Raw genomic sequence first — 23,348 nt, 5'->3', positions numbered from 1 at the left:
TTGTTATTGGAATAGAGGTCGTGACAGTCAGTCACTGCCGGCGTTGATCGGGTTGGGTAGACGTTTTTCGATGGCGTACTTGAGTAGCGCGGCGCTACGGAAGATACCGTGGGCGAATTTGCTGTAGGGCATGGTCAGAAAGAACGCCATCACCAGCCCCAGGTGAATTGCCAGCAGCAAGCCCAGGGCGCTGGTCTCGCGCAAGGCGAGCAATGCCAGGCCGCTGGAACTGACCAGCAACAGCAGCGCGATAAATCCGCGATCCATGGGTTTCTGGTTCTCGTCGCCCTGTTCCGGGTTGCGGCGCAGATTCATCCAGAGCAATCCGGCCGGGCCCACCAGCAGGCCGGTACCGCCGAGGATTCCGAGCATCACCGGCAGACTGAAGATCGGGTATGGGGCAGACCAGTCGAGCAGGAAGTGATAGAGCGTGGCCACTGCCGTGGCGGCGAAGCACAGCAGAAAGCCGTAGAAGGTGAAGTGGTGGAAGCGACGGCGCCATAGAGTGAATTTGTCATCCTCGTTATTGCAGCCTTCTGCGTGGCCGCCGTCCAGATACTTGAGCTGTGCGACGTTGACCGTGGCCTCCAGGGCGGCAGAGGTTTTCAGTGGCAGCGGCGCGTCGACAGGTGAGACGTTACGCCAGAAGCGTCGTACTCCGATTGTCAGGGCCAGTGCCGCAAAGCCGAACACCACGCCAAACATCAGGGCCAATGTGTTGTGCGGGAAAATACCGTAGAAATTGCCCCCCGGCATGGCCGTGAACAGGTTACCCATCGCCACCAGGGTCAAGCACAGAAACAACGCCAACCCGCCACCCGAAGCCAGAGCCAGGGTTAGACCGTTACGTTGGTAAAGCTTGCCCAACGGCTGCGGCCAAACGTACTCGGCATAAGTGTTCAGACGCACCTTGGCCATTGCTTTAGGCACATTGACCGCAAACTCATGGGGCGCGGCGTACTGGCACGCCGAAAGGCAAGCACCGCAGTTGTGGCATAGGTTCGCCAGGTAATGGATGTCTGCCTGCGTGAACTCCAGACGCCGGGTCATGGCCGGAAACACCGCACAGAAACCTTCGCAATAGCGACAGGCATTGCAGATGGTCATCTGCCGCTCAACTTCACTTTCTTCCAGATTAAGGACTGGGATCAGTTGGCAGGACGCTTGGGGATCAAACCGTTGCATGTCGAGATTCCGATATCACAGTAGAAGGGCCAAAACCCACCGAGGCCGCCGCCTGAACGCCAGCGATACGCCCGAAAGCAGTGCCTATGGCCATGCCGATGCCGGCGGTGTAGCCCTTGCCCAGCACGTTGCCCGCCATCATTTCCCCGGCGACAAACAGATTCGGACTGGCTTTGCCTTTGAAGTGCACAGCCGCCGTTTCATCGGTGGCCAAGCCCAAGTAGGTGAAGGTCACACCGGGTTTAAGCGGATAGCCATAAAACGGCGGTTTGACCAAAGGCCGTGCCCAGTGTGTCTTGGCCGGTGTCAGACCTTCGGTATGGCAGTCGTCCAGGGCGGTGTGGTCGAAAGTGCCGACCTGACAGGCACGGTTGTAGTTTTCGATGGTTTGCATGAACTGCGCTTCTGGCAAATCCAGAAGACGCGCGAGCTCTTGCAGTGAGTTGGCCTTGGCCCCTGGGAAAACCGGCGGCATGAAACGGCCGATCGCCTGCTGGTCGATGATCGAATACGCCTTCTGGTTGGGTTGACCGGCCACCAGCCGCCCCCAGATTGCATAGCGCTTGGGCCAGAAATCTTCGCCTTCGTCGTAGAAGCGCTCGCCGTCGCGGTTGACCACCACGCCCAGCGACACACAGTCGATACGGGTGCAGATCCCACCGTCGTAAAGCGGCGCCCGGGCATCGATGGCAACCATGTGCGCCTGTGTCGGATCACCGATAACGTCAGCGCCGAGATCCTGCATGCGGCGCAGCAACACCCCGGTATTGAAACGCGTGCCACGGATCAGAAAGTTATCCGACGGCCATTCGCCACGTTCGTTTTGGCCCCAAGCCTCGCGCAGCCATTCGCGGTTGGATTCGAAGCCACCGGCTGCCAGCACGCAGGAGCGGGCTTCAACGCGTTCGGCAGGCAAATGCTGCCCATCGACCTCGCGCTCGTCTATGTGCGCGGCGACGAACTTTCCATCCTGCAGCTCGATATCGGTGACTTGAGCGTTGTAGCGAATCTTGACGCCCAGGCGTTCAGCACTGCGAAAGTACGCGTTGACCAGCGCCTTGCCTCCGCCCATGAAGAATGCATTGGTGCGTGCTACATGCAACGCGCCGGACAACGGCGGCTGGAAATGCACGCCGTGGGATCGCATCCAGTCACGACACGAGGAAGAGGCGCGAATGGCGATGCGTGCCAATTTTTCATTGGTTATGCCGCCGGTAACTTTGAGCAAGTCCTGCCAATATTCTTCTTCCGGATACGCGTCGACCAGCACATCCTGCGGCGCATCATGCATACAGCGCAGGTTGCGCGTGTGCTGTGAATTACCACCGCGCCAGACCTTTGGCGAGCTTTCCAGCAACATCACGCTGGCACCGGCTTCCCGCGCCATCAGCGCCGCGCACAAGGCCGCGTTACCGCCACCTATAACCAAAACATCGACCATCGTTTCTCCTCAATTCGCAAGCAGACGGGAACGAGTTGCTGCTGGCGAGTGGGCGAACAGTAGTGCGGCACCCAAGGGGGCGAAAGGCGGGTTTTTACATGGGGGCTTTAGTTTTGCTAAAGGGGGGGGAAGTGAACTTTCTTCGGGCAACAGCCCCTTTGATCGCAACGGTTATGCGAGGCGAACAACTATTGAGTGGGCGGCATTGCCTGTAAGGCATAGGTACGGTGACAGGGTTCCAAGTCTCAAATTTCCTCGATCAAACGCGCTCCGGGCCACTGTCGATCATTGACCAGATGTCGCACGACATCGGTTATCACGACCCGCGTCGCCAGAGCAGCCGGAGACAATTCGTCGTCAGCAAGAGTCGCCAGCAAATTCCTACGCCCAACGTGCGCATCAGCGATCTGTACCAGTGACAATCCCGACTCCCCTTCTAATGCCGCGGCGGCACCTGGTTGAATCGTAGCGGCGTGTCCGGCCCTTACCGCGTTCATCAGCACGACCAGCCCGTCTATCTCCATGATGATGTTAGGCGTCACGCCCGAGCGTTCAAATGCAGTCATCAGAGTCGTACGCAGCCCATGTTGAGAGCTGGGCATCACCAGCGGCAGTTGACCAAGATCTGCCAGTTGCACGCTGTCGCCACGAGGTGCGCCTGGCAGCTCCCGGGAGGTAATCACGAATAGTTTTTCGTCCAGCAACGGCGTCACGTTCCAGCGCTTACCGCCTTCGAGTTGAAACAGGATGGCCAGATCGATCTGTCGCGCATTGAGCTGCGCCGCGAGGTGCCCGGACAGCATCTCCACCAGGTGCAACTGGATGTCTGGGTAACGCTCGCGCATTGCATTGATCAATGGCAGCGCCAGAACCGTGGCGGTGGTGGGTGGCAGACCGACACTGACGTATCCACTCATGCGTCCGCGATGTGCTGCCAGGATCGCGTTCTCCGCCTGACGCAAGGTCAGTTGGGCGTGGTGCAGGAAGGCGAACCCGGCGCTGGTCGGTGTCACGCCAGTGCTGGTACGGTTTAGCAGGCGAGTCGACAGTTCACTCTCAAGCTTGCCGACCTGCTGGCTTAGTGCCGAGACGCCGACGTCCAGCTCCAATGCGGCACGGCCAAGGCTGCCATGCTCGACGATCTTCACGAAATAGCGCAGTTGCTTGAGTTCCAAGGGGAAGCGACTCCGGACGAAGGATAAATCAGCAGTCTACCTCTTGCCTGCCCCGCTGACCTGCGCATCCAGGCTGACAATGGCATCGCCGGCGTGATACGTCGGCCAGTTGCTCAGCGTGAACTTGCGCACTGCCCATCTCACAGAAATGGGTGCCATATCCAAAAGGCAATCATGCCGAAGAATAGAGGAAGCTCAAGATACAAAGGTGCCTTGCTCCATCGTTTGAGCCCCTGCGGTATGGCGTCGAGCTCTCGCTGGGTGACGAGTCCGCGCCAGATGAACATCCTGGGAAACATGATAACGATGCCGATCAAACATAACCTCATTGAGCGATGCTTGTAAGACTTGCCGCCCCACCATTTGCGGTCACCGATCATCATTTCGTTATTATCGAAATAGGCTTCGACCAAATCCAGCTTTGTTTTAGTGATATAGGCTGACAAGCCAAGACTAAAGAACAATAGAAACAGAAGTAGAAAAACACTCATCGCCTCCAACGTCATCATCAATGCGTTCCCTCATAAATCAAATCACCCGCAAGCTCTCCCAGCCCTCCAAATATTATTCCGCCAGTATATCCACCTACGACCCCACCAATAATTCCGCAGCTCAATGCTCCCCACCCGCCCGATACAACACCCAACCCAACCGCGCACACCAATCCCCCTGCACGCGCCCCAAGCTTTCCTCCGAAGTGAGAACCAGCAATTCCTCCCGCCACCTTGCCGCCCTCCACATACCGGGCCTTTCTGCACTGCTCTTCCCGCCCCGTCGAACACGCCTCCTGAATCGCCAGTCCCGCCGCTCCCACGTCCAGGGCCATGCCCACATAGCCGCCTTTGCTCAGAAAACGCGAGGTGCTGGCAATCTTGTTGATCCGCTGCGCATAACCGTCGATGGTCTGGCGATGCAGGTAGCGCTGGGTGGAAATGCCGAGCATTTTCTTGATCGACTCGTTGTGTCGCAGGCTGGTACCGTAATGGCCCACACCCTGGAGTTGAGTGTCCAGCTTCTGGAACAGGGCCTGGCGCTTGACGAAAAATTCGCTCCTGGCCGAGCTGCCGCCTTTTAAATGCTGCTGATGCAGTTTTTCGATGTCCTTCAAGGTTTCCTCGACCCCAGTCAAATGCCGTCCCCAGGCCGCCGTGGTGCTGCCGATGCCAATCGAGCTGTATCCCAGCAAGCCCTGCAACAAATCATAGTTGTTCAGGACCTCGACACCGGCCTTGGGGTTGAGGCTCAGGGCCAGATCGATTTCCCGTGCCCGGGTCATCAGCCAGGCTTCTTCGAAGGTGCAGGACGCCGTGCTGTCATCGGGAACGATCACCAGTTGTCCTGGTGTCACCATTGAGCGGCGCAGGTGGCTATTGATCGTGTCGAACTTGGTCTGTGCATGTGAACCGCGCTGTATCAACAGTTGGTTTTTCAGACTGGGGTAATGGATAGTCTTTTCATTGATGAATCCGCTCGCCATGCTTCACATCCTTGAAGTATGAAAGATGGCGTCAGATATAAAGACAGATAAAGATCGAAAAGAAGAGCAATACCGCTGTTTGCTACAGATCCTAATTAACTATAAGAAACGTCCTACATTTCAGCCAACATCGGTAGGGCATTACGGGAAATGCTCTTTCACTTGAGCGCAAGGTTTGATCGACCTGAATACCTGGATGATCGGACCAACCGAGTGCCAGACGTTGGCACACGGCTTTTCTCCAGGACCTGTTGCAATGATCCGCGTCGATTCGATCTAAAACGGTCCTGCACTACAAAACCGTCAATCAAAAGCTCACCCACGAACTGGCCGTGCTCAAGCGCCATCGCTTCGCCAAACGGGCCGAGTCATTCAGCCCCCTTCAGGCCAGCTTGCTGGAGGAACTGGTCGACGCCGACCTGGCCGGCATTGAAGCCGAGCTGAAAGCGCTGAAGCCGACACCTACCGCCCCGGAAGCTCGACTACACGCCCGGTGTGTTTAGCGTCGAGCGCCATATCAAAGTGTACCTTGAGCAAGCGCGGCTAGGCGCGTTCACACCGCTATAGTCGACTCTATTGCCGACCGTACTTCCAGGAGCTTTTCCAGTGCGACTGTAATGCCCAAGCTTACCCGCCCGATCAGCTCTGGGGCTGGGATGATCGATACCGGCAGGACTTGACCGATCACTCTTGACCAAATTCAATTACGCATCTCAGTTGAATGATGAGGAATTGGATATATCCCGCGAAGAACTAGAAATGGCACAGCGATAACGTCAGTGTCGATCTCGGACAGAACATGCTCAGCAGGTCACCGATAACGCCGCCCGGCATGACCTGAGCCGTACCATTTTATATGGTATGCACGACGCGGAGTCCCCCCACGCGATTATTGACAGGCTAGCTACTGGCCACTTAAGATCACGCCATGCCTCGGGAGGCACCCTGCTGCGTTGGGGAACACCCATCCTCTTTCTTCTTTCTGATTTTCGCCAGTAAAGGCCAAGCAAGCAGCAATGCGGGTATCGGTTGTTCCGATATAGGCCTGTGGAGAAAGTCATGTCCGCATCAGTCGACTGCGTCAAAAACTTCAAGTACCTCGTCCGCTGCTCACCCGATCAGGGAATGGGCTATACCGAACGCCTGCATTTCCATGCCAAGGAAATCAGATTCAACAACTATGATCATTTTTTGCTCTCACTGGCCAAGTTAAGCGATGACCGCATCGGGAAGATCAACACTAAGCTGATGCGGCTGGCCTGCGCCCGGACGATGCCCAGATCGAGTCGAAACTATTTCGAGTTCATCGCTAACAACGACCGCCGTATGCGCTTCTACAGCCACTGGATCGGTTGGGACAAGCGCGGCCAAGAAGTTCGAGTTCCCAGCCTAATGAACGCCTCCTACCGCGTTCCAAACCTACGTGAACGTCTCGACGCACCGGTCTACGTCATTGAAACCCCGGCACAGTTGCTGGCATGGCGCAACAAATGGCGAGGCATGGCCTATGTGGCCCAGGAGCTGGCAGAACGCGAATTGCGCCCAGCCTTCGACCGAGAACGGGATGTAGTTCACGATATCCGCGACGAAGACATCGATCTGGAAGAGGATTACACCCACAACTACGCCACCTGGTATCCATCAGGCAAGTGATCCGGCCCACGACCGCATCGCTTCTGCGCCCTGCGCCAGGAAGCGATGCACCATGCCTGATATTCTTCCCTATCAGGAATCCAAGCCCCCAGCGCTTTCAAGGACGTAGATGAATCCTCAAAATATCGTGCGTTACTGGCACGCCGTCGAGCTGCTGCAACCCCAGGCAGTCCCCAAGCTGAAGAAGCGCGACAGCGACTATCAACCTTTTTTCCAAAACATCCCCGCCTCAGCCCAAATCCTGCCATGGATGCCAGCCAACCCGCTGAGCCGGCAGCGCCTGCCGAACAAACGGGTATGGAGCCACACGCTCTACGCACACCTTTACAACAACCTGGATGTGTCTCGCCAGTTAGAGGCGCTCTACGGCGCCGACCAAGGCTACAAGGAGCCACAACATCGGCTTTCAGCCTTGTACGCGCTCAAGTTCAACGACCAAGGCATGATGCTGGTCGATAGCCTGGTTCTCTCCAGCGAGGCGTGGTTCGTTGGCTGCGCCATCAATCAAAAGGATTGGACACGCGGCTTCGACGAGACCCAGGACCTCCTCCGTGGACAGGCCAAAAGCCTGCTCGGTGGGGTGGTCCAAGCTGCCGACCTGGCACGCCTGACCGACTACATCCGCCAGACCCTGGGACTCGAAGCGTTTTTCGGGGACCAGCCGCGCGAACATCGCTTCCGCTCTGCACCAATCAACCCGAGTAAACCCGAACAGGAGGACGATCCGCTCAACAGCTTCCTGCTAAGCGATTTGGCCGACGTGGCCGATGCCTTGGGCCGTGGCGAAACCAGTGCGCCGCTGGCCCGCTACCTGAGTCATCACGACGCCAGCCAGCGTCTGCACCTCGACCAATCGAACGCAGATCTGGCACTGATCGATCGCCTCGCGCCCTCGCGCTACGCCGCCGGCTGCTGGCCTGCCGAACGGCATCTGGGGCTGGTGCACTCCCAGCAACTGGCAGTCAACAGCCTACTGAACAACCTGGGCAACGACACCGGCGTGATGGGCGTCAACGGTCCTCCAGGCACAGGGAAGACCACCCTCCTCCGCGACCTGATCGCCGCCGTGGTGACTCAGCGAGCCGACGTACTGGCTTCGCTGAGCAAGGCGTCGGAAGCCTTCATTCAGGATGGGCGCGAATCCGCCAACGATGGCGGACGCGAGCGCTTAGCCTATCAACTCAACCCACGCCTGTTCGGCTTCGAGATGGTGGTAGCCTCCTCCAATAATGGTGCCGTGGAGAACGTAACTCTCGAGTTGCCCCAGCAGGATAAGGTCGACCCATCCTGGCTGCCCGATGCCGAGTACTTCAGCGAACTGGGCGAGCTCACCAGCGGCAAGCCAGCCTGGGCAATGATCTCCGCGGCATTGGGCAGCAAAGCCAAACGTACCCAGTTCGTCGATCGCTTCTTCTATGGCAAGCGTCCGCCCAAAGCGACGAAGACCAAAGAGGAATCGTCATCCTCCCAACCAGAGGCCCTCGACAACGGAGACTTGGACGAAGATCTATACGACGGCGATACAACGCCCGACGCGGCCGTAGCGAACAGCACGGATGACAAACCAGCCCCCAAGGGCATGCGCGGATGGCTGGCCGAGCAAGCGCCACAGATGAAGTTGCTCTCGTCCGCCGAAAAAACCAGTCTCTGGCGCGCCGCCGTCAAGCAATACCAGGAAGCCAAGAACGCCGAACAGGCACTACGCGCTCAAGTCAGCGACATTCTGGAACGGGTTCAGGCAGTGATCAGCGCCAAGGCCCGAGTCCACCAGAAGGAAGAGGAGCGCCAAGTCCGCCTGACCCAGCGCAGCCGTCTCGATGATGAACAAGCCATGCTGGAAACACGACAGCTCACGCCTGCCCGCGAGCAACTGCAACGAGAACTTCAGGCCCTTGAAGCACACCTGGCAAAAAAGCCGGGATTTCTCGCCAACCTGTTCAGCCTCTGGGGTGCTCATCGCATGTGGACAGCCCGGCAACGCCTGCTCGATAGCGCCCACGCCTTGGCCAAGGACGCCTTCGATGGTGCTCAACGCCAAATGCAGCGACTCGTCGGCCAGCTCACCGAACTCAATCGACAATTGGCTACGGACGAACAGGAGATCAACGAAGCCGTGCGCCACGCCGCCCTGCAGATCGACAAGGCTCGCAGCATTGTCCAGGCTGGAAAGGCCGAGCACCTGCGGGTCTGGCTCGAACAAGGCCGGATCGGCAGAGGTAGCAAGATCGAGCTGCTCGAACCCTGGATCGTCGAAGGCTGGCGCCAGGCCCGGGCGAAGGTGTTTATCGAAGCGCTCAAGCTGCACCGCACCTTCTTCCAGATCGAGGCCTCGCGCTTGCGCGCCAACCTGGAGTTCATCACCAGCACGCTGACCGGCAGCCGTTATCGCGGCGTGTCCCAGGCCGTGGTACGTTCGGCATGGGCCTCGCTGTTCATGGTAGTGCCGGTGCTCAGCAGCACCTTCGCCTCGTTCGCCCGCTCCTTCGGTAGCCTTGGCTGCGGCGAGATTGGCTGGCTGTTGGTGGACGAAGCCGGTCAGGCTACCCCGCAGGCTGCAGTGGGTGCCCTGTGGCGTGCACGCCGGGCTGTGCTGGTCGGTGATCCGCTGCAATTGGAGCCGATCGTCACCGTATCCGATGCCGTGCTCGAACACATGCGTACCCGCTATCAAGTCGACGCTCACTGGCTACCCAATCGCCAGTCCGCCCAGACCCTGGCCGACCAGGCCACCCCTTGGGGTCGCATGGCCGGTCCCAAAGACCAGAAATGCTGGGTCGGCCTGCCGCTGGTGGTACACCGTCGCTGCGACAGACCGATGTTCGACCTGGCTAATCGCATCGCTTACGACGGTGCCATGGTCTATGGCACCATCGAGCCATCCCCCGCCAAAGAAACTCCGGCCCGCCTGCTCACCGGCTGGGTGCATGCGAGTGGCCGCTCTTCTGGCAATTGGGTCGACAATGAAGGCAAGGTACTCGAACGTCTGTTGGCCTTGCTGGATGGCGACGGTGTGCCGCTGGACAGCATCGCAGTGATTACGCCCTTCCAGGACGTGCGCAACCAGCTCAAGGATCGATTACACGGCAAGATCGTGCGCGGCACCATTCACACCATGCAGGGTAAGGAAGCTGCCGTGATCATCCTCGTCCTGGGTGGGAGCAGCGAAAACGGCGGCGCTCGCGAATGGGCAGTGTCCAAGCCAAACCTGCTCAACGTCGCGGCCACCCGGGCCAAGCGCCGCTTGTATGTGATTGGCGATCGCAATGACTGGAAGCAGCGGAAACTCTTCTGTGACGTTATGGAGCTGCTGCCGGCTCATTTCCAGATGACCGCCGACAGTCCTGCATGACAAACAGCCGCCTTAGGCCGAAGCCTCCTACGCACACAATATTTCCCACACCTGAGACGTGTGGGAAATATGAGGTTTTTTTGGAAGACCATTTCACGCTGCTTGAATGAGCACCTGGCTCATGCCGCATACCGGGCCCGACTGAAAAACAGCGCAGCCCCGCTACCGATGGCATAAATCGAAGCGATGCCCAGATCGAAGCCGGCAATGAAAGGCGGCAGTATAAAAATACTCGCAAGCCCCAGAGCGACCAGGGTGATGCCCAGCCATTTTCTGAGGAGGTAGGATTTCAGACAAAAGAACAGCAGCAGGAACACCGCGTAAGCCCCGGCATAGAAGCCATACTCGCTCATGGTCTATCCGCCTTGATTCTTGATGATCATGGACGATACGGAGTGCTGGGGACCTATGCCGCCGCTGACCTGCGCATCCAGGCTGACGATGACATCGCCAGCGTGATAAGTCGGCAATTTGCTCAGCGTGAACTCGCGGACTGCCCATCCCACTGGAAAGGCCACAGCAGGCATAAACCTGCCTGCCGCTGCGGCGAAAACACCACTGGTGAGCATGGCGATACTCGTTCGTTGGGCATTGAGTAAATCCCCCTGTTGCCGGGTCAGGGGTTTGGAGATCCCGACCATCATTTGGCAGGGCAAATCCTTGGCGAGCATTCTGTCGTAGAGCGCCACCACCAGATTGTTCACGTCATAGTGGGCGGCTTTCGCTTCACCAAAATGCAACGTTCTGAGGCTACCCCGTTCACTGGCTGACAGGGTGAAGCGCGATACGTTGAAGACAATTCCATGATTGCCGGAAAACTGGTCACTCTCAAACTTCAATGCTCGCATCCTTGTCGAGTCTGGAAAGGCTGGGAGTCTGTCTTAGCTCATAGGCTTTCGCAAGCGCTTGGTAAAACGCCGAAAAAGACTTTCATCTTTGGTGAAATAGCCACCTGACACAAACACGGCTGTAGGCAATGCACACCTTCCTCGGCAAAAACCGAACAGATGATCAGGAAGGCTCCCACGCTGGTTGTGGAAGCAGATTTGTAGTCCTCTTCCCCGTTCTATAGCTACACCAACGACCTGAAAAAGCTTGTAGCAGTTGGGGTTTTGACAGCTCCCGGCGGCCTTATTCATTGTGTTGGGGCATACCGCTGACGTTGTCAGCAACATGCCCATGTAGCTTGGATCCGGGAAGCTACGATGCGCCATTGCGCATTGATCCTCCCCCCAGGTCGCAACGCTTCTCCGAGTTCTGTTTCTTAAATCTGGGGGAGCAGCTATGCCCAACATCTGCTGCAACGGGTTTCCACAACGCCTTCCTTACTCCGCCAGCGCAGAAGCTGACAAACGTGCCCTGACCCAAACGGTGTATCCCCCGACAGGAGTGGCCTTTGAGGTCCGCTCCCTGCCCTCCATCCATGATCAGGCAGGGCCATTTTCCGTTTTCCATCCATCACCCTGACAAATCTTGCAAGAGGCCTTCCAGCATGAATTCCAGACTCAAACTAGGCATGAGCCAATGCGATGGCATAATATGCCAACATCCGCAGCAGCGTTATTTGTTCCTGGAGCACAACATGGCTACGCGAAATGTCGTTCTCACTGATCACATGGACCAGGTCATCAACGACCTGGTTGTCTCCGGCCGATACCAGAACGCCAGCGAAGTCATGCGCGAAGGGCTTCGTCTGCTGGAGCAGCGTGAAGCTGAAGAACTGGCCAAGCTCGATGCTTTGCGTCATGCCACTTCAGCAGGACTGATGGACCTGGAGCGGGGTCGTTTCATCGAGATTGGCGGTGACCAGTTGGGAGAGCTTCTGGCTGACATCGGCGAACGAGCTGCCCTCTCCCCTACCAAGAACCGTTGAGCATGGTCTGGCCCAAGAACTAGGTCGAGAGCCTCGCAAATTGTGCTCTTACCGACATTGTTGGTTCCGACCATCAACGTATGACCATCAAACAATAAGTTCGCCAAACGGATGCCACGGAAGTTTTGGATAGTGAGCTTGACGACTTTCATACTGGTCCCTCAGCGTGGTCTCAATGCCCATGATAATGGCATCATTTTGCCCACTGGAGGCAAGTTGCCCTGAGAAGTGCTAGTCAGAGCATTACACCATCAGTGCCGTGTACGCCCTATAAGGTGCCTCCATGCGCGGTCAGCTCCCTGAGGCAATATAGGGTTCCCGATGGATACCGCGAGTCGACAACGACTCCGACACGGCGCAACCGCGGAAAACTCCCAATCACGCCAAACAAAAGCATTTGAAGACTGCTGGAAATTCTAAACGCCGAGAAACAACGACAACCCGAAAAGGATTTCAATCGATGTTGAAGGCAGTGCAAGGAGGACAAAAGCGGCGAGAACTCTGTACAGGGTTCCCATGCGCCCTATATGTGCCCTAAAAAAGGATTCCCCCTCAGGCACAAAAAAGCCGATCTAGCTGATCGGCTCAAGTGTCTGATTTTACTCAGGAAATATGGTCGGGACGGAGTGATTCGAACACTCGACCCCTAGCACCCCATGCTAGTGCGCTACCGGACTGCGCTACGCCCCGACTAGGCGTGAAACTGGGTTTTGCTTCTTGTGGAAGCGAGAAGAAATATACCGCAAGCGTTTGAAATGTCAAAGTATTTTAAAACCTTGAATCACTTCTTCAGCACCACCAGCACATCCTCCAGCTCCGAGATCATCTGGCGGATCAGTTGCTTGTACTGGGTGCTGTCGTCCTTGGCCTCATCGCCGGAGAGACGCAGACGCGCCCCGCCGATGGTGAACCCCTGGTCGTACAGCAACGCGCGAATCTGCCGGATCATCAGCACGTCATGGCGCTGATAATACCGGCGATTGCCACCACGCTTGGCGGGGTTGAGTTGAGGAAACTCCTGCTCCCAATACCGCAGCACGTGCGGTTTTACCGCACACAGCTCGCTGACTTCACCAATGGTGAAGTAGCGTTTGCCTGGAATCGGCGGAAGCTCGTCGTTATGACTTGGTTCCAGCATAGGCCTCAACTCGGGCTTTCAACTTCTGCCCTGGACGAAAGGTGACCACACGGCGAGCCGTGATCGGGATTTCCTCTCCCGTTTTTGGATTGCGGCCAGGCCGCTGGCGTTTGTCCCGCAAGTCAAAATTGCCAAAACCCGACAGTTTGACCTGCTCGTTATCTTCGAGAGCGTGTCTGATTTCTTCAAAAAACAGTTCGACCAATTCCTTGGCCTCCCGTTTGTTCAGACCCAATTCCTCGTAGAGACGTTCCGCCATTTCAGCTTTCGTCAGAGCCCCCATACGTCACTTCCTTAGCGTGGCGTTCAACCTGGTTTCAAGCGAGGTGAGGATGTTTTGCGTCGTGGAATTCACCTCATCGTCATTAAGAGTGCGCGATGGATGCTGCCAGGTCAAGCCAACTGCAAGGCTTTTTCTATGCGGATCAATGCCTTTACCCTCATAGACGTCAAAGAGCCTGAGCTCTGTGAGCCATTCGCCTGCATTTTCACGGATTACGTCCAATACCGCGCTGGCCGCCACGCCCTTGTCCGCCAGCAACGCGAGGTCACGACGCACTTCAGGAAAACGCGACAATTCGCTGAATTTAGGCATTTTCCCCAACGCAACTTCAGCCAGCACCAGCTCGAAAACGAAGACCGGACGGTCGAGACCGAGGGTTTTCGACAATTCCGGGTGGATTGCGCCGACGAAACCGACCAGGCGCCCTTCGCGCTCGATGCGCGCGGTCTGACCCGGGTGCAACGCCGGATGCTTGCCCGGCACGAAGCTGAACGAATCCAGCGCACCGGCAAAGCCCAGCAGCGCTTCCACATCAGCCTTGACGTCGAAGAAGTCGACGACATCGCGCCCTTGTGCCCAGCCTTCCGGCAGACGGCTGCCACAAACCACACCAGCGAGCATCGGCTCTTGCTTCAGGCCTTCCAACTGACCGACGAAACGCAGGCCGCTTTCGAACAGACGCACGCGAGCCTGCTGACGGTTCAGGTTGTGCTGCAACGCCTTGACCAGACCCGGCCACAGCGACGAGCGCATGGCCGCCATGTCGTTGGAGATCGGGTTGGCCAACAGCAGCGGCTCGACGCCCGGATTGAACAGTTCGAACTGTTTCGGATCGATGAAGCTGTAGGTGATCGCTTCCTGGTAACCACGAGCCACCAGCAGACGACGCAGCTCAGGCAGGTCGCTACGGGCTTCGGCCTTGGCTTGCGGCGCCAGGCGGGCTTGCGGGTAACGGACCGGCAGACGGTTGTAGCCGTACAGACGGGCCAGTTCCTCGATCAGGTCGACTTCCAGGCTGATATCAAAGCGATGGCTGGGCACGTCAACACGCCACTGCCCTGCTCCACTCGCGGAAACACCCAGGCCCAGGCCGGTCAGCAGACGCTCGACCTCAGCCGCCTCCATCTCCATGCCGAGCATCTGGGTGATGCGTTCGGCACGCAGGGTCACCGGTGCCACGGCAGGCAGGTGCGCCGCGCTGACGGTCTCGACGATCGGGCCGGCTTCACCACCGGTGATTTCCAGCAGCAGGCCAGTGGCGCGCTCCATGGCTTCACGGGCCAGTTGCCAGTCCACACCACGCTCGTAGCGGTGCGAGGCATCGGTGTGCAGGCCGTAGGAACGGGCCTTGCCAGCGACGGCGATCTGGTCGAAGAACGCGCTTTCCAGGAAGATGTCGCGAGTGGTCGCGGTGTTCACGCCACTGTGCTCGCCACCCATCACGCCGGCAATCGCCAGGGCGCGGGTGTGGTCGGCAATCACCAGGGTATCGCTACGCAGGGTGACTTCCTGGCCGTCGAGCAGCACCAGCTTCTCGCCCTCTTCGGCCATGCGCACGCGGATGCCGCCGTTGATTTCGGCAAGGTCGAAGGCGTGCAGCGGCTGGCCCAGCTCGATCATCACGTAGTTGGTGATGTCCACGGCGGCGTCGATGCTGCGCACGTCGGAACGACGCAGGCGCTCGACCATCCACAGCGGGGTCGGCTTCGACAGGTCGACGTTACGGATAACCCGCCCCAGGTAACGCGGGCAGGCGGCCGGGGCCAAGACTTCGATCGAACGGACATCGTCGTGCACGGCAGGCACCACCGCTACCACCGGGCGCTCGACCGGAGTGGCATACAGCGCGCCGACTTCACGGGCCAGACCCGCCAGGGACAGGCAGTCGCCACGGTTCGGGGTCAGGTCGACCTCGATGCTCGCGTCGTCCAGATCCAGGTAGTCACGGATGTCCATGCCCACCGGCGCGTCAGCCGCCAGCTCCATCAGGCCATCGTTGCCTTCGCCGATCTGCAGCTCGGCCTGCGAACAGAGCATGCCGTTGGACTCGACGCCACGCAGCTTGGCTTTCTTGATCTTGAAGTCGCCAGGCAGTTCGGCACCGATCATCGCGAACGGGATCTTCAGGCCCGGGCGCACATTCGGCGCGCCGCAGACGACCTGGAAGGTCTCGGAACCGTTGCTGACCTGGCACACCCGCAGCTTGTCGGCATCCGGGTGCTGTTCGGTGCTGAACACTTCACCGACGATCACGCCGCTGAATTCGCCAGCGGCCGGCGTGACGCTATCGACCTCAAGGCCGGCCATCGACAGACGAGCCACCAGCTCGTCGCGGCTCACCAGCGGGCTTACCCAACTGCGCAGCCATTGTTCACTGAATTTCATCCTGCTCTCCTAATAGATTCGTTACGGGCCGCGACCTAGCGAAATTGCTCGAGGAACCGCAAATCGTTGTCGAAGAACAGGCGCAAGTCATTCACGCCGTAACGCAGCATGGCCAGACGCTCGGCGCCCATGCCGAAGGCAAAGCCCTGGAATTCTTCCGGGTCGATCCCGGACATGCGCAGCACGTTGGGGTGGACCATGCCGCAGCCCATGACTTCCAGCCAACCGGTCTGCTTGCAGACGCGGCAGCCTTTACCACTGCACATCACGCATTCCATGTCGACTTCAGCGGATGGCTCGGTAAACGGGAAGTAGGAAGGACGGAAGCGCACCGCCAGTTCCTTCTCGAAGAACACCCGCAGGAACTCTTCGATGGTGCCCTTGAGGTCGGCAAAATTGATGTCGCGATCGATCAGCAGACCTTCGACCTGGTGGAACATCGGCGAGTGGGTAATATCCGAGTCGCTACGGTACACACGGCCTGGGCAGACGATGCGGATCGGCGGTCGTTTCGACTCCATGGTGCGGACCTGGACCGGCGAGGTATGGGTGCGCAGCAACATGTTGGCGTTGAAATAGAAAGTGTCATGCATCGACCGGGCCGGGTGATGGCCTGGGATGTTGAGCGCTTCGAAGTTGTGGTAATCGTCTTCCACCTCGGGCCCTTCGGCGATGCCGTAGCCGATGTGGGTGAAAAATTGCTCGATCCGTTCCAGAGTCCGGGTGACCGGGTGCAGACCACCGGAGGTCTGGCCACGACCAGGCAGGGTCACGTCAATCGACTCGGCGGCGAGCTTGGCGGTCAGATCCGCCTCCTCGAACAACGCCTTGCGCGCATTGAGAACCTCTGTGACACGCTCCTTGGCAACGTTGATCAGCGCACCGACCTGCGGTCGCTCTTCGGCCGGCAAGCTGCCCAGGGTCTTCATCACCTGAGTCAATTCACCTTTCTTGCCAAGGTATTGAACCCGGATTTGCTCCAGGGCATTGATATCTTCAGCGCTTTGCACAGCCTCGAGAGCTTGAGAGACCAGCGCGTCCAGGTTTTCCATGTACAGACTCCAGATACGAAATAGGGGAAGAGCTTGAAGGCTCTTCCCCTATTTATGACGTTTAACACCGGACCCCACAAAGGCAGGGCCTGGTGATTGTCGGGGGGTACTTAAGCCAAGGTGGCTTTAGCTTTCTCGACAATCGCAGCAAACGCCGCTTTTTCGTTCACTGCCAGATCAGCCAGAACCTTACGGTCGATCTCGATGGACGCTTTTTTCAGGCCAGCGATGAAACGGCTGTAGGACAGACCGTTAACACGTGCACCAGCGTTGATACGAGCGATCCACAGAGCGCGGAACTGACGTTTTTTCTGACGACGGTCGCGGTAGGCGTATTGGCCTGCCTTGATGACCGCTTGCTTGGCAACACGGAATACGCGCGAGCGTGCACCGTAGTAGCCTTTTGCAAGTTTCAGAATCTTTTTGTGACGCTTACGGGCAATGACGCCACGCTTTACACGAGCCATGAGTTACTTCCTCTATTCTTGATCCAAAATTAACGAAGGCGCAGCATGCGCTCGACTTTTGCCACGTCAGACGGATGCAGCAAGCTGCTACCGCGCAGTTGACGCTTACGCTTGGTCGACATTTTGGTCAGGATGTGGCTCTTGAAAGCGTGTTTGTGCTTGATGCCGTTAGCAGTTTTCAGAAACCGCTTGGCAGCACCACTCTTAGTTTTCATCTTTGGCATGTTCGGATACTCCGCATTCAGTTGATAAACATAACCGCAAGGCCTGCCGTGCCCTGGTGGTTACTTCTTCTTTTTCGGGGCGATGACCATAATAAGCTGGCGTCCTTCCATCTTAGGATGCTGTTCGACCGAACCGTACTCGAGCAGGTCACCTTCAACCCGCTTGAGGAGTTCCATCCCCAGCTCCTGGTGGGCCATCTCACGACCGCGGAATCTCAAGGAAACCTTGGCCCTGTCCCCATCACACAGGAAACGTACCAGGTTGCGCAGTTTTACCTGGTAATCCCCTTCCTCCGTCCCTGGACGAAACTTGATTTCTTTGACCTGCACTTGCTTCTGGTTTTTCTTCGCAGCAGCAATTTGCTTTTTCTTTTCGAAAATCGATTTGCCGTAGTCCATCACCCGGCAGACGGGTGGCACTGCATCGGCGGAAATCTCCACCAGATCCAGCTTGGCTTCTTCGGCAATCCGAAGCGCTTCATCAATCGAGACGATGCCAATCTGCTCGCCATCAGCGCCAATTAACCGAACCTCGCGTGCCGAGATATTCTCGTTGATCGGGGCCTTCGGTGCAGCTCGTTTATCTTGTCTCATTTCACGCTTAATAGTAATTACTCCGAATCTGGGCGACCACGCCGGGAAACCGCTTGCGCGAGGAACTCGGCGAACTGGGCGACGGGCATCGAGCCCAGGTCAGCACCTTCACGAGTACGCACAGCGACAGTCTGCATCTCGACTTCCCGATCTCCGATAACCAAAAGATAGGGAACCTTGAGCAAAGTATGCTCGCGGATTTTAAAGCCGATCTTTTCATTTCTCAAGTCGGACTTGGCACGAAATCCGCTTTCGGCCAGAGTTTTTTCCACTTCGAGGGCAAAATCAGCCTGCTTGTCCGTGATATTCATGATCACGGCCTGGGTTGGCGCCAGCCACGCAGGGAACGCACCTTCGTAGTGTTCGATCAGAATTCCGACGAACCGCTCGAAGGAGCCGAGGATCGCCCGGTGCAGCATGACCGGGTGCTTACGGCTGTTGTCTTCGGACACGTATTCGGCGCCCAGACGGATCGGCAGGTTGAAATCGAGCTGCAGGGTACCACACTGCCAGACGCGACCGAGACAGTCCTTGAGCGAAAATTCGATTTTCGGACCGTAGAACGCCCCCTCGCCCGGCTGCAGGTCATACGGCAGGCCGGCGTGCTCCAGCGCCGCGGCCAACGCGTTTTCGGCGCGATCCCACAGTTCGTCGGAGCCCACGCGCTTTTCAGGGCGGGTGGACAGCTTCATTTCGATGTCTTTAAAGCCGAAGTCGGCGTAGACCGCCATGGTCAGTTTGATGAACGCCGCGGATTCCGCCTGCATCTGCTCTTCGGTGCAGAAGATATGGGCGTCGTCCTGGGTGAAGGCCCGTACGCGCATGATGCCGTGCAGCGCGCCCGACGGCTCGTTACGGTGGCAAGCACCGAACTCGGCCAGGCGCATCGGCAGCTCGCGGTAGCTCTTCAGGCCCTGGTTGAACACCTGTACGTGGCACGGGCAGTTCATCGGCTTGATCGCGTAGTCGCGGCTTTCCGACTCGGTGGTGAACATGTTTTCGGCGTAGTTGGCCCAGTGCCCGGATTTCTCCCACAGGGAGCGATCGACCACTTGTGGGGTCTTGATCTCCAGGTAGCCGTTTTCACGCTGCACCTTGCGCATGTACTGCTCGAGCACCTGGTACAGGGTCCAGCCATTCGGGTGCCAGAACACCATGCCCGGCGCTTCTTCCTGGGTGTGGAACAGGCCCAGGCGCTTGCCGATCTTGCGATGGTCGCGTTTTTCCGCTTCCTCGATGCGCAGGATGTAGGCGGCCAGCTGCTTCTTGTCCGCCCAGGCAGTACCGTAGACGCGCTGCAGTTGCTCGTTCTTCGCATCGCCGCGCCAGTAGGCGCCGGACAGCTTGGTCAGCTTGAACGACTTCAGGAAGCGCGTGTTCGGCACGTGCGGACCACGGCACATGTCGACGTATTCTTCGTGATAGTACAGACCCATGGCCTGCTCGTTGGGCATGTCCTCGACCAGGCGCAGCTTGTAGTCTTCGCCGCGCTGGGTGAACACGTCGATCACTTCGGCGCGCGGCGTGACCTTCTTGATCACGTCGTAGTCTTTTTCGATCAGCAACTGCATGCGCTGCTCAATCGCGGCCAGGTCGTCCGGGGTGAACGGACGCTCATAGGCGATATCGTAATAAAAACCTTCGTCGATGACCGGACCGATCACCATTTTCGCCGTCGGGTACAACTGCTTGACCGCGTGGCCAACCAGGTGGGCGCAAGAGTGGCGAATGATCTCCAGCCCCTCTTCGTCCTTGGGCGTGATGATTTGCAGGGTGGCGTCGCTGTCGATCAGGTCGCAGGCATCGACCAGCTTGCCGTTGACCTTGCCGGCCACGGTGGCCTTGGCCAGGCCCGCGCCAATGGAAGCGGCGACCTCGGCAACGGATACCGGATGATCGAACGAACGTTGACTGCCGTCGGGAAGAGTAATAGTGGGCATGGCGCCTCCTCTCCTAGTGGTGACCCCTACCAAAGGTCACGTGGGTTGGGATGAGCAGCCAGTACGCGACTCGTCCAGCCGTTTAATGAAAAACGCCTGCCGCACAGTGGCAGGAGCCGTAAGGCCAACCGGAAACGAACCAGAGTGACTGGAGTTCAAAAAAAGGTTTGATGGCCCGGTATCGAGCGCGAAACACGCAAGCGCTACCAAAAACAGCCAGGTCAGGGATGCTAGCACAGATGAACGGTCATCGCCTCGTCGGTAAACTGTTAAAGTCGCGGCGATTATCTGCCACGGAGGGTGAACTTGCCCCCCGCCCCTGCCCTCAAACACAAAGCCACACGGTATTCACCTTCGAGGAGTATTCGAACATGCGCCTGACTCACCTTTTCGCCTTCGCCGCCCCACTCGCCCTGCTGCTGCCATTGAGCGCCCAGGCCGCCTGGCCCGCCGGCGCCAAAGCCAGCTACATGAAAGATTGCGTTGGCGCGGCCAGCCAGAGCGTCAACCCGACCGTCGCCAAGCAGCACTGCACCTGCAGCGCCGATGTCCTGGAAAAGAAATTCACCACCCAGGAAATCAGCCAACTGATGGATGCCAAGACCCCGGCCCCCAAGGATCTTCAGGTCCGCGCCTTGAACGAAATCGCCATCTGCAAGGTGCAGAAGTAACCCGCCCCCCTGGGTCTTTTGGACCTCAGGCCGGATGAAAACAGCTCGAAAAGATGATTTTCATCAATATTTACGCAGCTTTTATGGGTTTTTTTAGGGGCTGTCACTTCCGGTGAAAGCCTTTAAAACCGGGGCCTCCAGCCGATAAGACGGTCAAAGAAAGCGCGACTGATTAGCAATCCGCCGCCAGGGGGGGCTCCCAAGTCGAACATTTCGACTATGATAGCCCAGTGTGCCCAGTTGGCCTGAGCAGCACAGTACTACTGAAAATATATGTTTCTTGGAGATACACCATGTCTAATCGCCAAACCGGCACCGTAAAATGGTTCAACGATGAAAAAGGCTTCGGCTTCATCACTCCTCAAGGTGGCGGTGACGACCTGTTCGTACACTTCAAAGCTATCGAAAGCGACGGTTTCAAAAGCCTGAAAGAAGGCCAGACCGTTTCCTTCGTGGCTGAGAAAGGCCAAAAGGGTATGCAAGCTGCACAGGTTCGCGCGGAGTAAGTTTCCCGCGAGCTGAAAAAACCCCGTCCATGCGACGGGGTTTTTTATGCGCGCAACAAAAGCCGGAAAGCCTTAACCGCAGTTGGCGCGAATGACTTTGCCGCTGCTGTCGGTGTTGAGGTTCAGGCGGTCCGAACGGTACTCCAGGGTGACCATGTCGTTCGGCCCCAGGACCCGGGCGCTCTGCGCGCCGGAACGGCTACGGGCCTGCTCCAGCAGTGCGGCGGAGGCTGGCTGGCCGATGGTGAAATCGGCGCCTTTGGCTTCGCAACGATCGTAGACGCTCTGGGTGCCCGAGTCCTTGGCCGGCTGTTTAGCCGCGGATGACTCGGAGGTGGTGCAACCCGCCAGTACCGAGAGGGCGAACAGGGCCCCCAGGGATGCAAGCTTCCAAGGCATGAAGCCTCCTTTTCAAATAATAAGTAGAGTGCGTGCGACCGCGATTTTCGCCATTGGTTGCACGCAAGACGCCAGATCAGCCGATTCCGACAGCCACACCCGACAAGTCTGCCTGACCTGCCCCGGGACTTCCCCGGGGGAATCGTGACTGAATATGAACGAGCGATCTCGCTCAGTAGATGTCGATGTAATCGAAGGGCGGGTTGGGCCAGTTCTGCTTCAAGGCATTGAATACCTGCATGACCCAGACTTCGTCGGCGGCCGCGACCTTGCCGACGTAACCGGAACCGGCCGCCCAGGTTTCCAGGCGGAACAGCAGGTCGTCGATCTGCGCGCCGCCGACCACTCCCGAGGAGATGTATGCGATGCCCTTGCGGGTCACCCGCAACTGGGTGTGCACCTCGTCGCTGGCCGCCGCGAGCATCTGGCGCACGGCGTCCTGGGTCAGGTTGGCGGGGTTGTTCAGATCGATCTGCATGGGGTGATCACTTGAGGCGTGCCAGACGCTCTGTCAGCAAGTTGAAAAAGCCTTGGGCATCGCCATTCTCGACCCAGAACACGTTCTTGCTCTGCTTCAGGCCGTCGTACCAGTCGACGATGGTCTGGCCGAAGGTCGGGCCTTCGCGGCTGTCGATCAGCATATTGACCTGACGTCCGCTGAACAGCTCGGGCTTGAGCAGGTAGGCGATGACGGTGGCGTCGTGTACCGGGCCGCCAGGAATACCGTAGTGTTCCATGTCGCCCTTGACGTATTCGTTGAGGATATCACCGACCACCTTGCTGGCGTTGTTGTTCAGCGCCGCGATCTGCTGCAGGCGCGCATCGCTGGTGAGGATCTTGTGGGTCACGTCCAGCGGCAGGTAGGTCAGCTTGACCCCACTCTTGAGCACCACTTCGGCGGCCTGCGGATCGGCGAACAGGTTGAACTCGGCAACCGGGGTGATGTTGCCGCCATTGAAGTGCGCGCCGCCCATGACCACCACTTCCTTGATGCCCTGAGTGATCCCGGGGTCCTGGATCAGGGCCAGTGCCAGGTTGGTCTGTGGCCCGAGCATGGCCAGGGTGATGCTGTGGGGCTTGGCCGCGCGCAAGGTGTCGATCAGGTAATTGACGGCATTGCCCTGGGCCAGGGGCGCCTTGGGTTCATGCACGGCGACGCCGGAGAGGCCTTCCTTGCCGTGGATATTCTCGGCATAGATCGGCGTGCGCAGCAGCGGCTTGGGCGCCCCGGCATACACCGGCACCTCTTCGCGCCCGGCCCACTCGCGGGCCAGGCGGGCATTGCGCGAGGTCTTGTCGAGACGCACGTTGCCGGCCACGGTGGTCAGCGCGCGGATATGCAGCTCCTGCGGCGAAGCCAGGGCGAACAGCAGCGCCACCACATCGTCGGCGCCTGGATCGGTATCGATGATCAGGTCGATTTTTTCCGCCGCCTGGGCGCCTGTAACAGTGAACAAGGACAAAATCAGCAGACTCCGGAACCAGTGTTGCAAGATCGGGGCATAGCGTTGCATAGCGCACTCCTTGTGCGAGGAA

Annotated in this window: 24 protein-coding genes, 1 tRNA gene and 1 pseudogene; 6 read left to right on the top strand and 20 right to left on the bottom strand. The window is 58.3% G+C overall.

Annotated elements, in window-relative coordinates; all coding sequences use genetic code 11:
- Positions 1–27: 27 nt before the first annotated feature.
- From tcuB to PFEN_RS10560, 5 genes are all read right to left on the bottom strand, one after another.
- Positions 28–1,185: a tricarballylate utilization 4Fe-4S protein TcuB gene (gene tcuB, locus PFEN_RS10580; protein WP_191486774.1), complete on the bottom strand. Its 1,158-nt coding sequence runs from the start codon at positions 1,183–1,185 to the stop codon at positions 28–30.
- Positions 1,172–2,626, bottom strand: coding sequence for an FAD-dependent tricarballylate dehydrogenase TcuA (tcuA, locus tag PFEN_RS10575; RefSeq protein WP_191486773.1), 1,455 nt, complete (start codon positions 2,624–2,626; stop codon positions 1,172–1,174). Before tcuA ends, tcuB begins: the two co-directional genes overlap by 14 nt.
- 245 nt (positions 2,627–2,871) lie before the next feature.
- A complete protein-coding gene (locus PFEN_RS10570; RefSeq protein WP_191486772.1) occupies positions 2,872–3,801 on the bottom strand; it encodes a LysR substrate-binding domain-containing protein in 930 nt (309 codons plus the stop codon).
- A gap of 140 nt (positions 3,802–3,941) precedes the next feature.
- A complete protein-coding gene (locus PFEN_RS10565; protein ID WP_191486771.1) occupies positions 3,942–4,310 on the bottom strand; it encodes a hypothetical protein in 369 nt (122 codons plus the stop codon).
- Positions 4,310–5,278, bottom strand: a complete 969-nt coding sequence (locus PFEN_RS10560) for a hypothetical protein (RefSeq protein ID WP_191486770.1) — start codon at positions 5,276–5,278, stop codon at positions 4,310–4,312. The genes PFEN_RS10565 and PFEN_RS10560 overlap by 1 nt, the downstream gene beginning before the upstream one ends.
- Positions 5,279–5,610: 332 nt before the next feature.
- Here PFEN_RS10560 and PFEN_RS10555 point away from each other — a divergent pair, with 332 nt between their 5' ends.
- The 3 genes from PFEN_RS10555 to PFEN_RS10545 all read left to right on the top strand — a co-directional run bounded on the left by PFEN_RS10555 (position 5,611) and on the right by PFEN_RS10545 (position 10,280).
- Positions 5,611–5,781 carry a hypothetical protein gene (locus PFEN_RS10555; RefSeq protein WP_412071413.1) on the top strand — a complete coding sequence of 57 codons (171 nt, stop codon included), beginning with the start codon at positions 5,611–5,613 and terminating at the stop codon, positions 5,779–5,781.
- A gap of 556 nt (positions 5,782–6,337) precedes the next feature.
- Positions 6,338–6,931 carry a hypothetical protein gene (locus PFEN_RS10550; protein WP_191486769.1) on the top strand — a complete coding sequence of 198 codons (594 nt, stop codon included), beginning with the start codon at positions 6,338–6,340 and terminating at the stop codon, positions 6,929–6,931.
- 109 nt (positions 6,932–7,040) lie between these two features.
- Complete coding sequence (locus PFEN_RS10545) at positions 7,041–10,280, top strand: DEAD/DEAH box helicase (RefSeq protein ID WP_191486768.1); 3,240 nt, start codon at positions 7,041–7,043, stop codon at positions 10,278–10,280.
- A 119-nt stretch (positions 10,281–10,399) separates the two neighbouring features.
- Here PFEN_RS10545 and PFEN_RS10540 read toward each other — a convergent pair whose 3' ends face one another.
- Both PFEN_RS10540 and PFEN_RS10535 read right to left on the bottom strand, forming a co-directional pair.
- Complete coding sequence (locus PFEN_RS10540) at positions 10,400–10,633, bottom strand: hypothetical protein (RefSeq protein ID WP_191486767.1); 234 nt, start codon at positions 10,631–10,633, stop codon at positions 10,400–10,402.
- Positions 10,634–10,636: 3 nt separating this feature from the next.
- Positions 10,637–11,119, bottom strand: coding sequence for a hypothetical protein (locus PFEN_RS10535; RefSeq protein WP_191486766.1), 483 nt, complete (start codon positions 11,117–11,119; stop codon positions 10,637–10,639).
- Positions 11,120–11,862: 743 nt separating this feature from the next.
- Here PFEN_RS10535 and PFEN_RS10530 point away from each other — a divergent pair.
- Positions 11,863–12,153 (top strand): type II toxin-antitoxin system ParD family antitoxin, encoded by a 291-nt coding sequence (locus PFEN_RS10530; RefSeq protein WP_040066196.1) that lies wholly within the window; start codon positions 11,863–11,865, stop codon positions 12,151–12,153.
- Positions 12,154–12,167: 14 nt separating this feature from the next.
- Here the strand turns inward: PFEN_RS10530 and PFEN_RS10525 are convergent.
- The 10 genes and pseudogenes from PFEN_RS10525 to thrS form a co-directional block, all read right to left on the bottom strand.
- Positions 12,168–12,305: pseudogene (locus PFEN_RS10525) on the bottom strand (AAA family ATPase); the annotation flags it as partial.
- A 461-nt stretch (positions 12,306–12,766) separates the two neighbouring features.
- A tRNA-Pro gene (locus tag PFEN_RS10520) sits at positions 12,767–12,843 on the bottom strand.
- A gap of 91 nt (positions 12,844–12,934) precedes the next feature.
- Positions 12,935–13,291 (bottom strand): MerR family transcriptional regulator, encoded by a 357-nt coding sequence (locus PFEN_RS10515; RefSeq protein WP_017128239.1) that lies wholly within the window; start codon positions 13,289–13,291, stop codon positions 12,935–12,937.
- Entirely contained in the window at positions 13,272–13,574 is a 303-nt protein-coding gene (ihfA, locus tag PFEN_RS10510; RefSeq protein WP_002553164.1) for an integration host factor subunit alpha, read from the bottom strand. The genes PFEN_RS10515 and ihfA overlap by 20 nt, the downstream gene beginning before the upstream one ends.
- Positions 13,575–13,577: 3 nt before the next feature.
- Positions 13,578–15,959, bottom strand: coding sequence for a phenylalanine--tRNA ligase subunit beta (gene pheT, locus PFEN_RS10505; protein WP_191486765.1), 2,382 nt, complete (start codon positions 15,957–15,959; stop codon positions 13,578–13,580).
- 35 nt (positions 15,960–15,994) lie between these two features.
- On the bottom strand, positions 15,995–17,011 hold the full coding sequence (pheS, locus tag PFEN_RS10500) for a phenylalanine--tRNA ligase subunit alpha (protein WP_191486764.1): 1,017 nt from the start codon (positions 17,009–17,011) through the stop codon (positions 15,995–15,997).
- Positions 17,012–17,121: 110 nt separating this feature from the next.
- Positions 17,122–17,478, bottom strand: coding sequence for a 50S ribosomal protein L20 (gene rplT / locus PFEN_RS10495; RefSeq protein WP_002553161.1), 357 nt, complete (start codon positions 17,476–17,478; stop codon positions 17,122–17,124).
- Between the two features lie 29 nt (positions 17,479–17,507).
- Positions 17,508–17,702: a 50S ribosomal protein L35 gene (gene rpmI, locus PFEN_RS10490; protein ID WP_002553160.1), complete on the bottom strand. Its 195-nt coding sequence runs from the start codon at positions 17,700–17,702 to the stop codon at positions 17,508–17,510.
- Positions 17,703–17,762: 60 nt separating this feature from the next.
- Positions 17,763–18,314: a translation initiation factor IF-3 gene (gene infC / locus PFEN_RS10485; RefSeq protein WP_191486997.1), complete on the bottom strand. Its 552-nt coding sequence runs from the start codon at positions 18,312–18,314 to the stop codon at positions 17,763–17,765.
- Positions 18,314–20,236: a threonine--tRNA ligase gene (thrS, locus tag PFEN_RS10480; protein ID WP_191486763.1), complete on the bottom strand. Its 1,923-nt coding sequence runs from the start codon at positions 20,234–20,236 to the stop codon at positions 18,314–18,316. The genes infC and thrS overlap by 1 nt, the downstream gene beginning before the upstream one ends.
- 371 nt (positions 20,237–20,607) lie before the next feature.
- Between thrS and PFEN_RS10475 the strand changes: the two genes are divergently transcribed.
- Both PFEN_RS10475 and PFEN_RS10470 read left to right on the top strand, forming a co-directional pair.
- Positions 20,608–20,907, top strand: coding sequence for a hypothetical protein (locus PFEN_RS10475; RefSeq protein ID WP_191486762.1), 300 nt, complete (start codon positions 20,608–20,610; stop codon positions 20,905–20,907).
- Positions 20,908–21,200: 293 nt separating this feature from the next.
- Positions 21,201–21,413, top strand: a complete 213-nt coding sequence (locus PFEN_RS10470; RefSeq protein WP_007905882.1) for a cold-shock protein — start codon at positions 21,201–21,203, stop codon at positions 21,411–21,413.
- A gap of 72 nt (positions 21,414–21,485) precedes the next feature.
- Here the strand turns inward: PFEN_RS10470 and PFEN_RS10465 are convergent, their stop codons facing one another.
- The 3 genes from PFEN_RS10465 to PFEN_RS10455 all read right to left on the bottom strand — a co-directional run bounded on the left by PFEN_RS10465 (position 21,486) and on the right by PFEN_RS10455 (position 23,326).
- Complete coding sequence (locus PFEN_RS10465) at positions 21,486–21,812, bottom strand: I78 family peptidase inhibitor (RefSeq protein WP_191486761.1); 327 nt, start codon at positions 21,810–21,812, stop codon at positions 21,486–21,488.
- A gap of 172 nt (positions 21,813–21,984) precedes the next feature.
- Entirely contained in the window at positions 21,985–22,290 is a 306-nt protein-coding gene (locus PFEN_RS10460; RefSeq protein WP_191486760.1) for a hypothetical protein, read from the bottom strand.
- A 7-nt stretch (positions 22,291–22,297) separates the two neighbouring features.
- Positions 22,298–23,326 (bottom strand): nucleoside hydrolase, encoded by a 1,029-nt coding sequence (locus tag PFEN_RS10455; RefSeq protein WP_191486759.1) that lies wholly within the window; start codon positions 23,324–23,326, stop codon positions 22,298–22,300.
- Positions 23,327–23,348: the final 22 nt, after the last annotated feature.

The sequence above is a fragment of the Pseudomonas sp. FEN genome (genome assembly GCF_904067045.1).
Classification (GTDB): Bacteria; Pseudomonadota; Gammaproteobacteria; order Pseudomonadales; family Pseudomonadaceae; genus Aquipseudomonas.
This window is presented reverse-complemented; position numbering and strand designations above follow the sequence as displayed.

Coding starts and splice junctions, on each gene's coding strand:
- tcuB (WP_191486774.1), bottom strand. CDS start 1,185: ATGCAACGGTTTGATCCCCAAGCGTCCTGCCAACTGATCCCAGTCCTT.
- tcuA (WP_191486773.1), bottom strand. CDS start 2,626: ATGGTCGATGTTTTGGTTATAGGTGGCGGTAACGCGGCCTTGTGCGCG.
- PFEN_RS10565 (WP_191486771.1), bottom strand. CDS start 4,310: ATGATGACGTTGGAGGCGATGAGTGTTTTTCTACTTCTGTTTCTATTG.
- PFEN_RS10560 (WP_191486770.1), bottom strand. CDS start 5,278: ATGGCGAGCGGATTCATCAATGAAAAGACTATCCATTACCCCAGTCTG.
- PFEN_RS10550 (WP_191486769.1), top strand. CDS start 6,338: ATGTCCGCATCAGTCGACTGCGTCAAAAACTTCAAGTACCTCGTCCGC.
- PFEN_RS10545 (WP_191486768.1), top strand. CDS start 7,041: ATGAATCCTCAAAATATCGTGCGTTACTGGCACGCCGTCGAGCTGCTG.
- PFEN_RS10540 (WP_191486767.1), bottom strand. CDS start 10,633: ATGAGCGAGTATGGCTTCTATGCCGGGGCTTACGCGGTGTTCCTGCTG.
- PFEN_RS10530 (WP_040066196.1), top strand. CDS start 11,863: ATGGCTACGCGAAATGTCGTTCTCACTGATCACATGGACCAGGTCATC.
- PFEN_RS10515 (WP_017128239.1), bottom strand. CDS start 13,291: ATGCTGGAACCAAGTCATAACGACGAGCTTCCGCCGATTCCAGGCAAA.
- ihfA (WP_002553164.1), bottom strand. CDS start 13,574: ATGGGGGCTCTGACGAAAGCTGAAATGGCGGAACGTCTCTACGAGGAA.
- pheT (WP_191486765.1), bottom strand. CDS start 15,959: ATGAAATTCAGTGAACAATGGCTGCGCAGTTGGGTAAGCCCGCTGGTG.
- pheS (WP_191486764.1), bottom strand. CDS start 17,011: ATGGAAAACCTGGACGCGCTGGTCTCTCAAGCTCTCGAGGCTGTGCAA.
- rplT (WP_002553161.1), bottom strand. CDS start 17,478: ATGGCTCGTGTAAAGCGTGGCGTCATTGCCCGTAAGCGTCACAAAAAG.
- rpmI (WP_002553160.1), bottom strand. CDS start 17,702: ATGCCAAAGATGAAAACTAAGAGTGGTGCTGCCAAGCGGTTTCTGAAA.
- thrS (WP_191486763.1), bottom strand. CDS start 20,236: ATGCCCACTATTACTCTTCCCGACGGCAGTCAACGTTCGTTCGATCAT.
- PFEN_RS10475 (WP_191486762.1), top strand. CDS start 20,608: ATGCGCCTGACTCACCTTTTCGCCTTCGCCGCCCCACTCGCCCTGCTG.
- PFEN_RS10470 (WP_007905882.1), top strand. CDS start 21,201: ATGTCTAATCGCCAAACCGGCACCGTAAAATGGTTCAACGATGAAAAA.
- PFEN_RS10465 (WP_191486761.1), bottom strand. CDS start 21,812: ATGCCTTGGAAGCTTGCATCCCTGGGGGCCCTGTTCGCCCTCTCGGTA.
- PFEN_RS10460 (WP_191486760.1), bottom strand. CDS start 22,290: ATGCAGATCGATCTGAACAACCCCGCCAACCTGACCCAGGACGCCGTG.
- PFEN_RS10455 (WP_191486759.1), bottom strand. CDS start 23,326: ATGCAACGCTATGCCCCGATCTTGCAACACTGGTTCCGGAGTCTGCTG.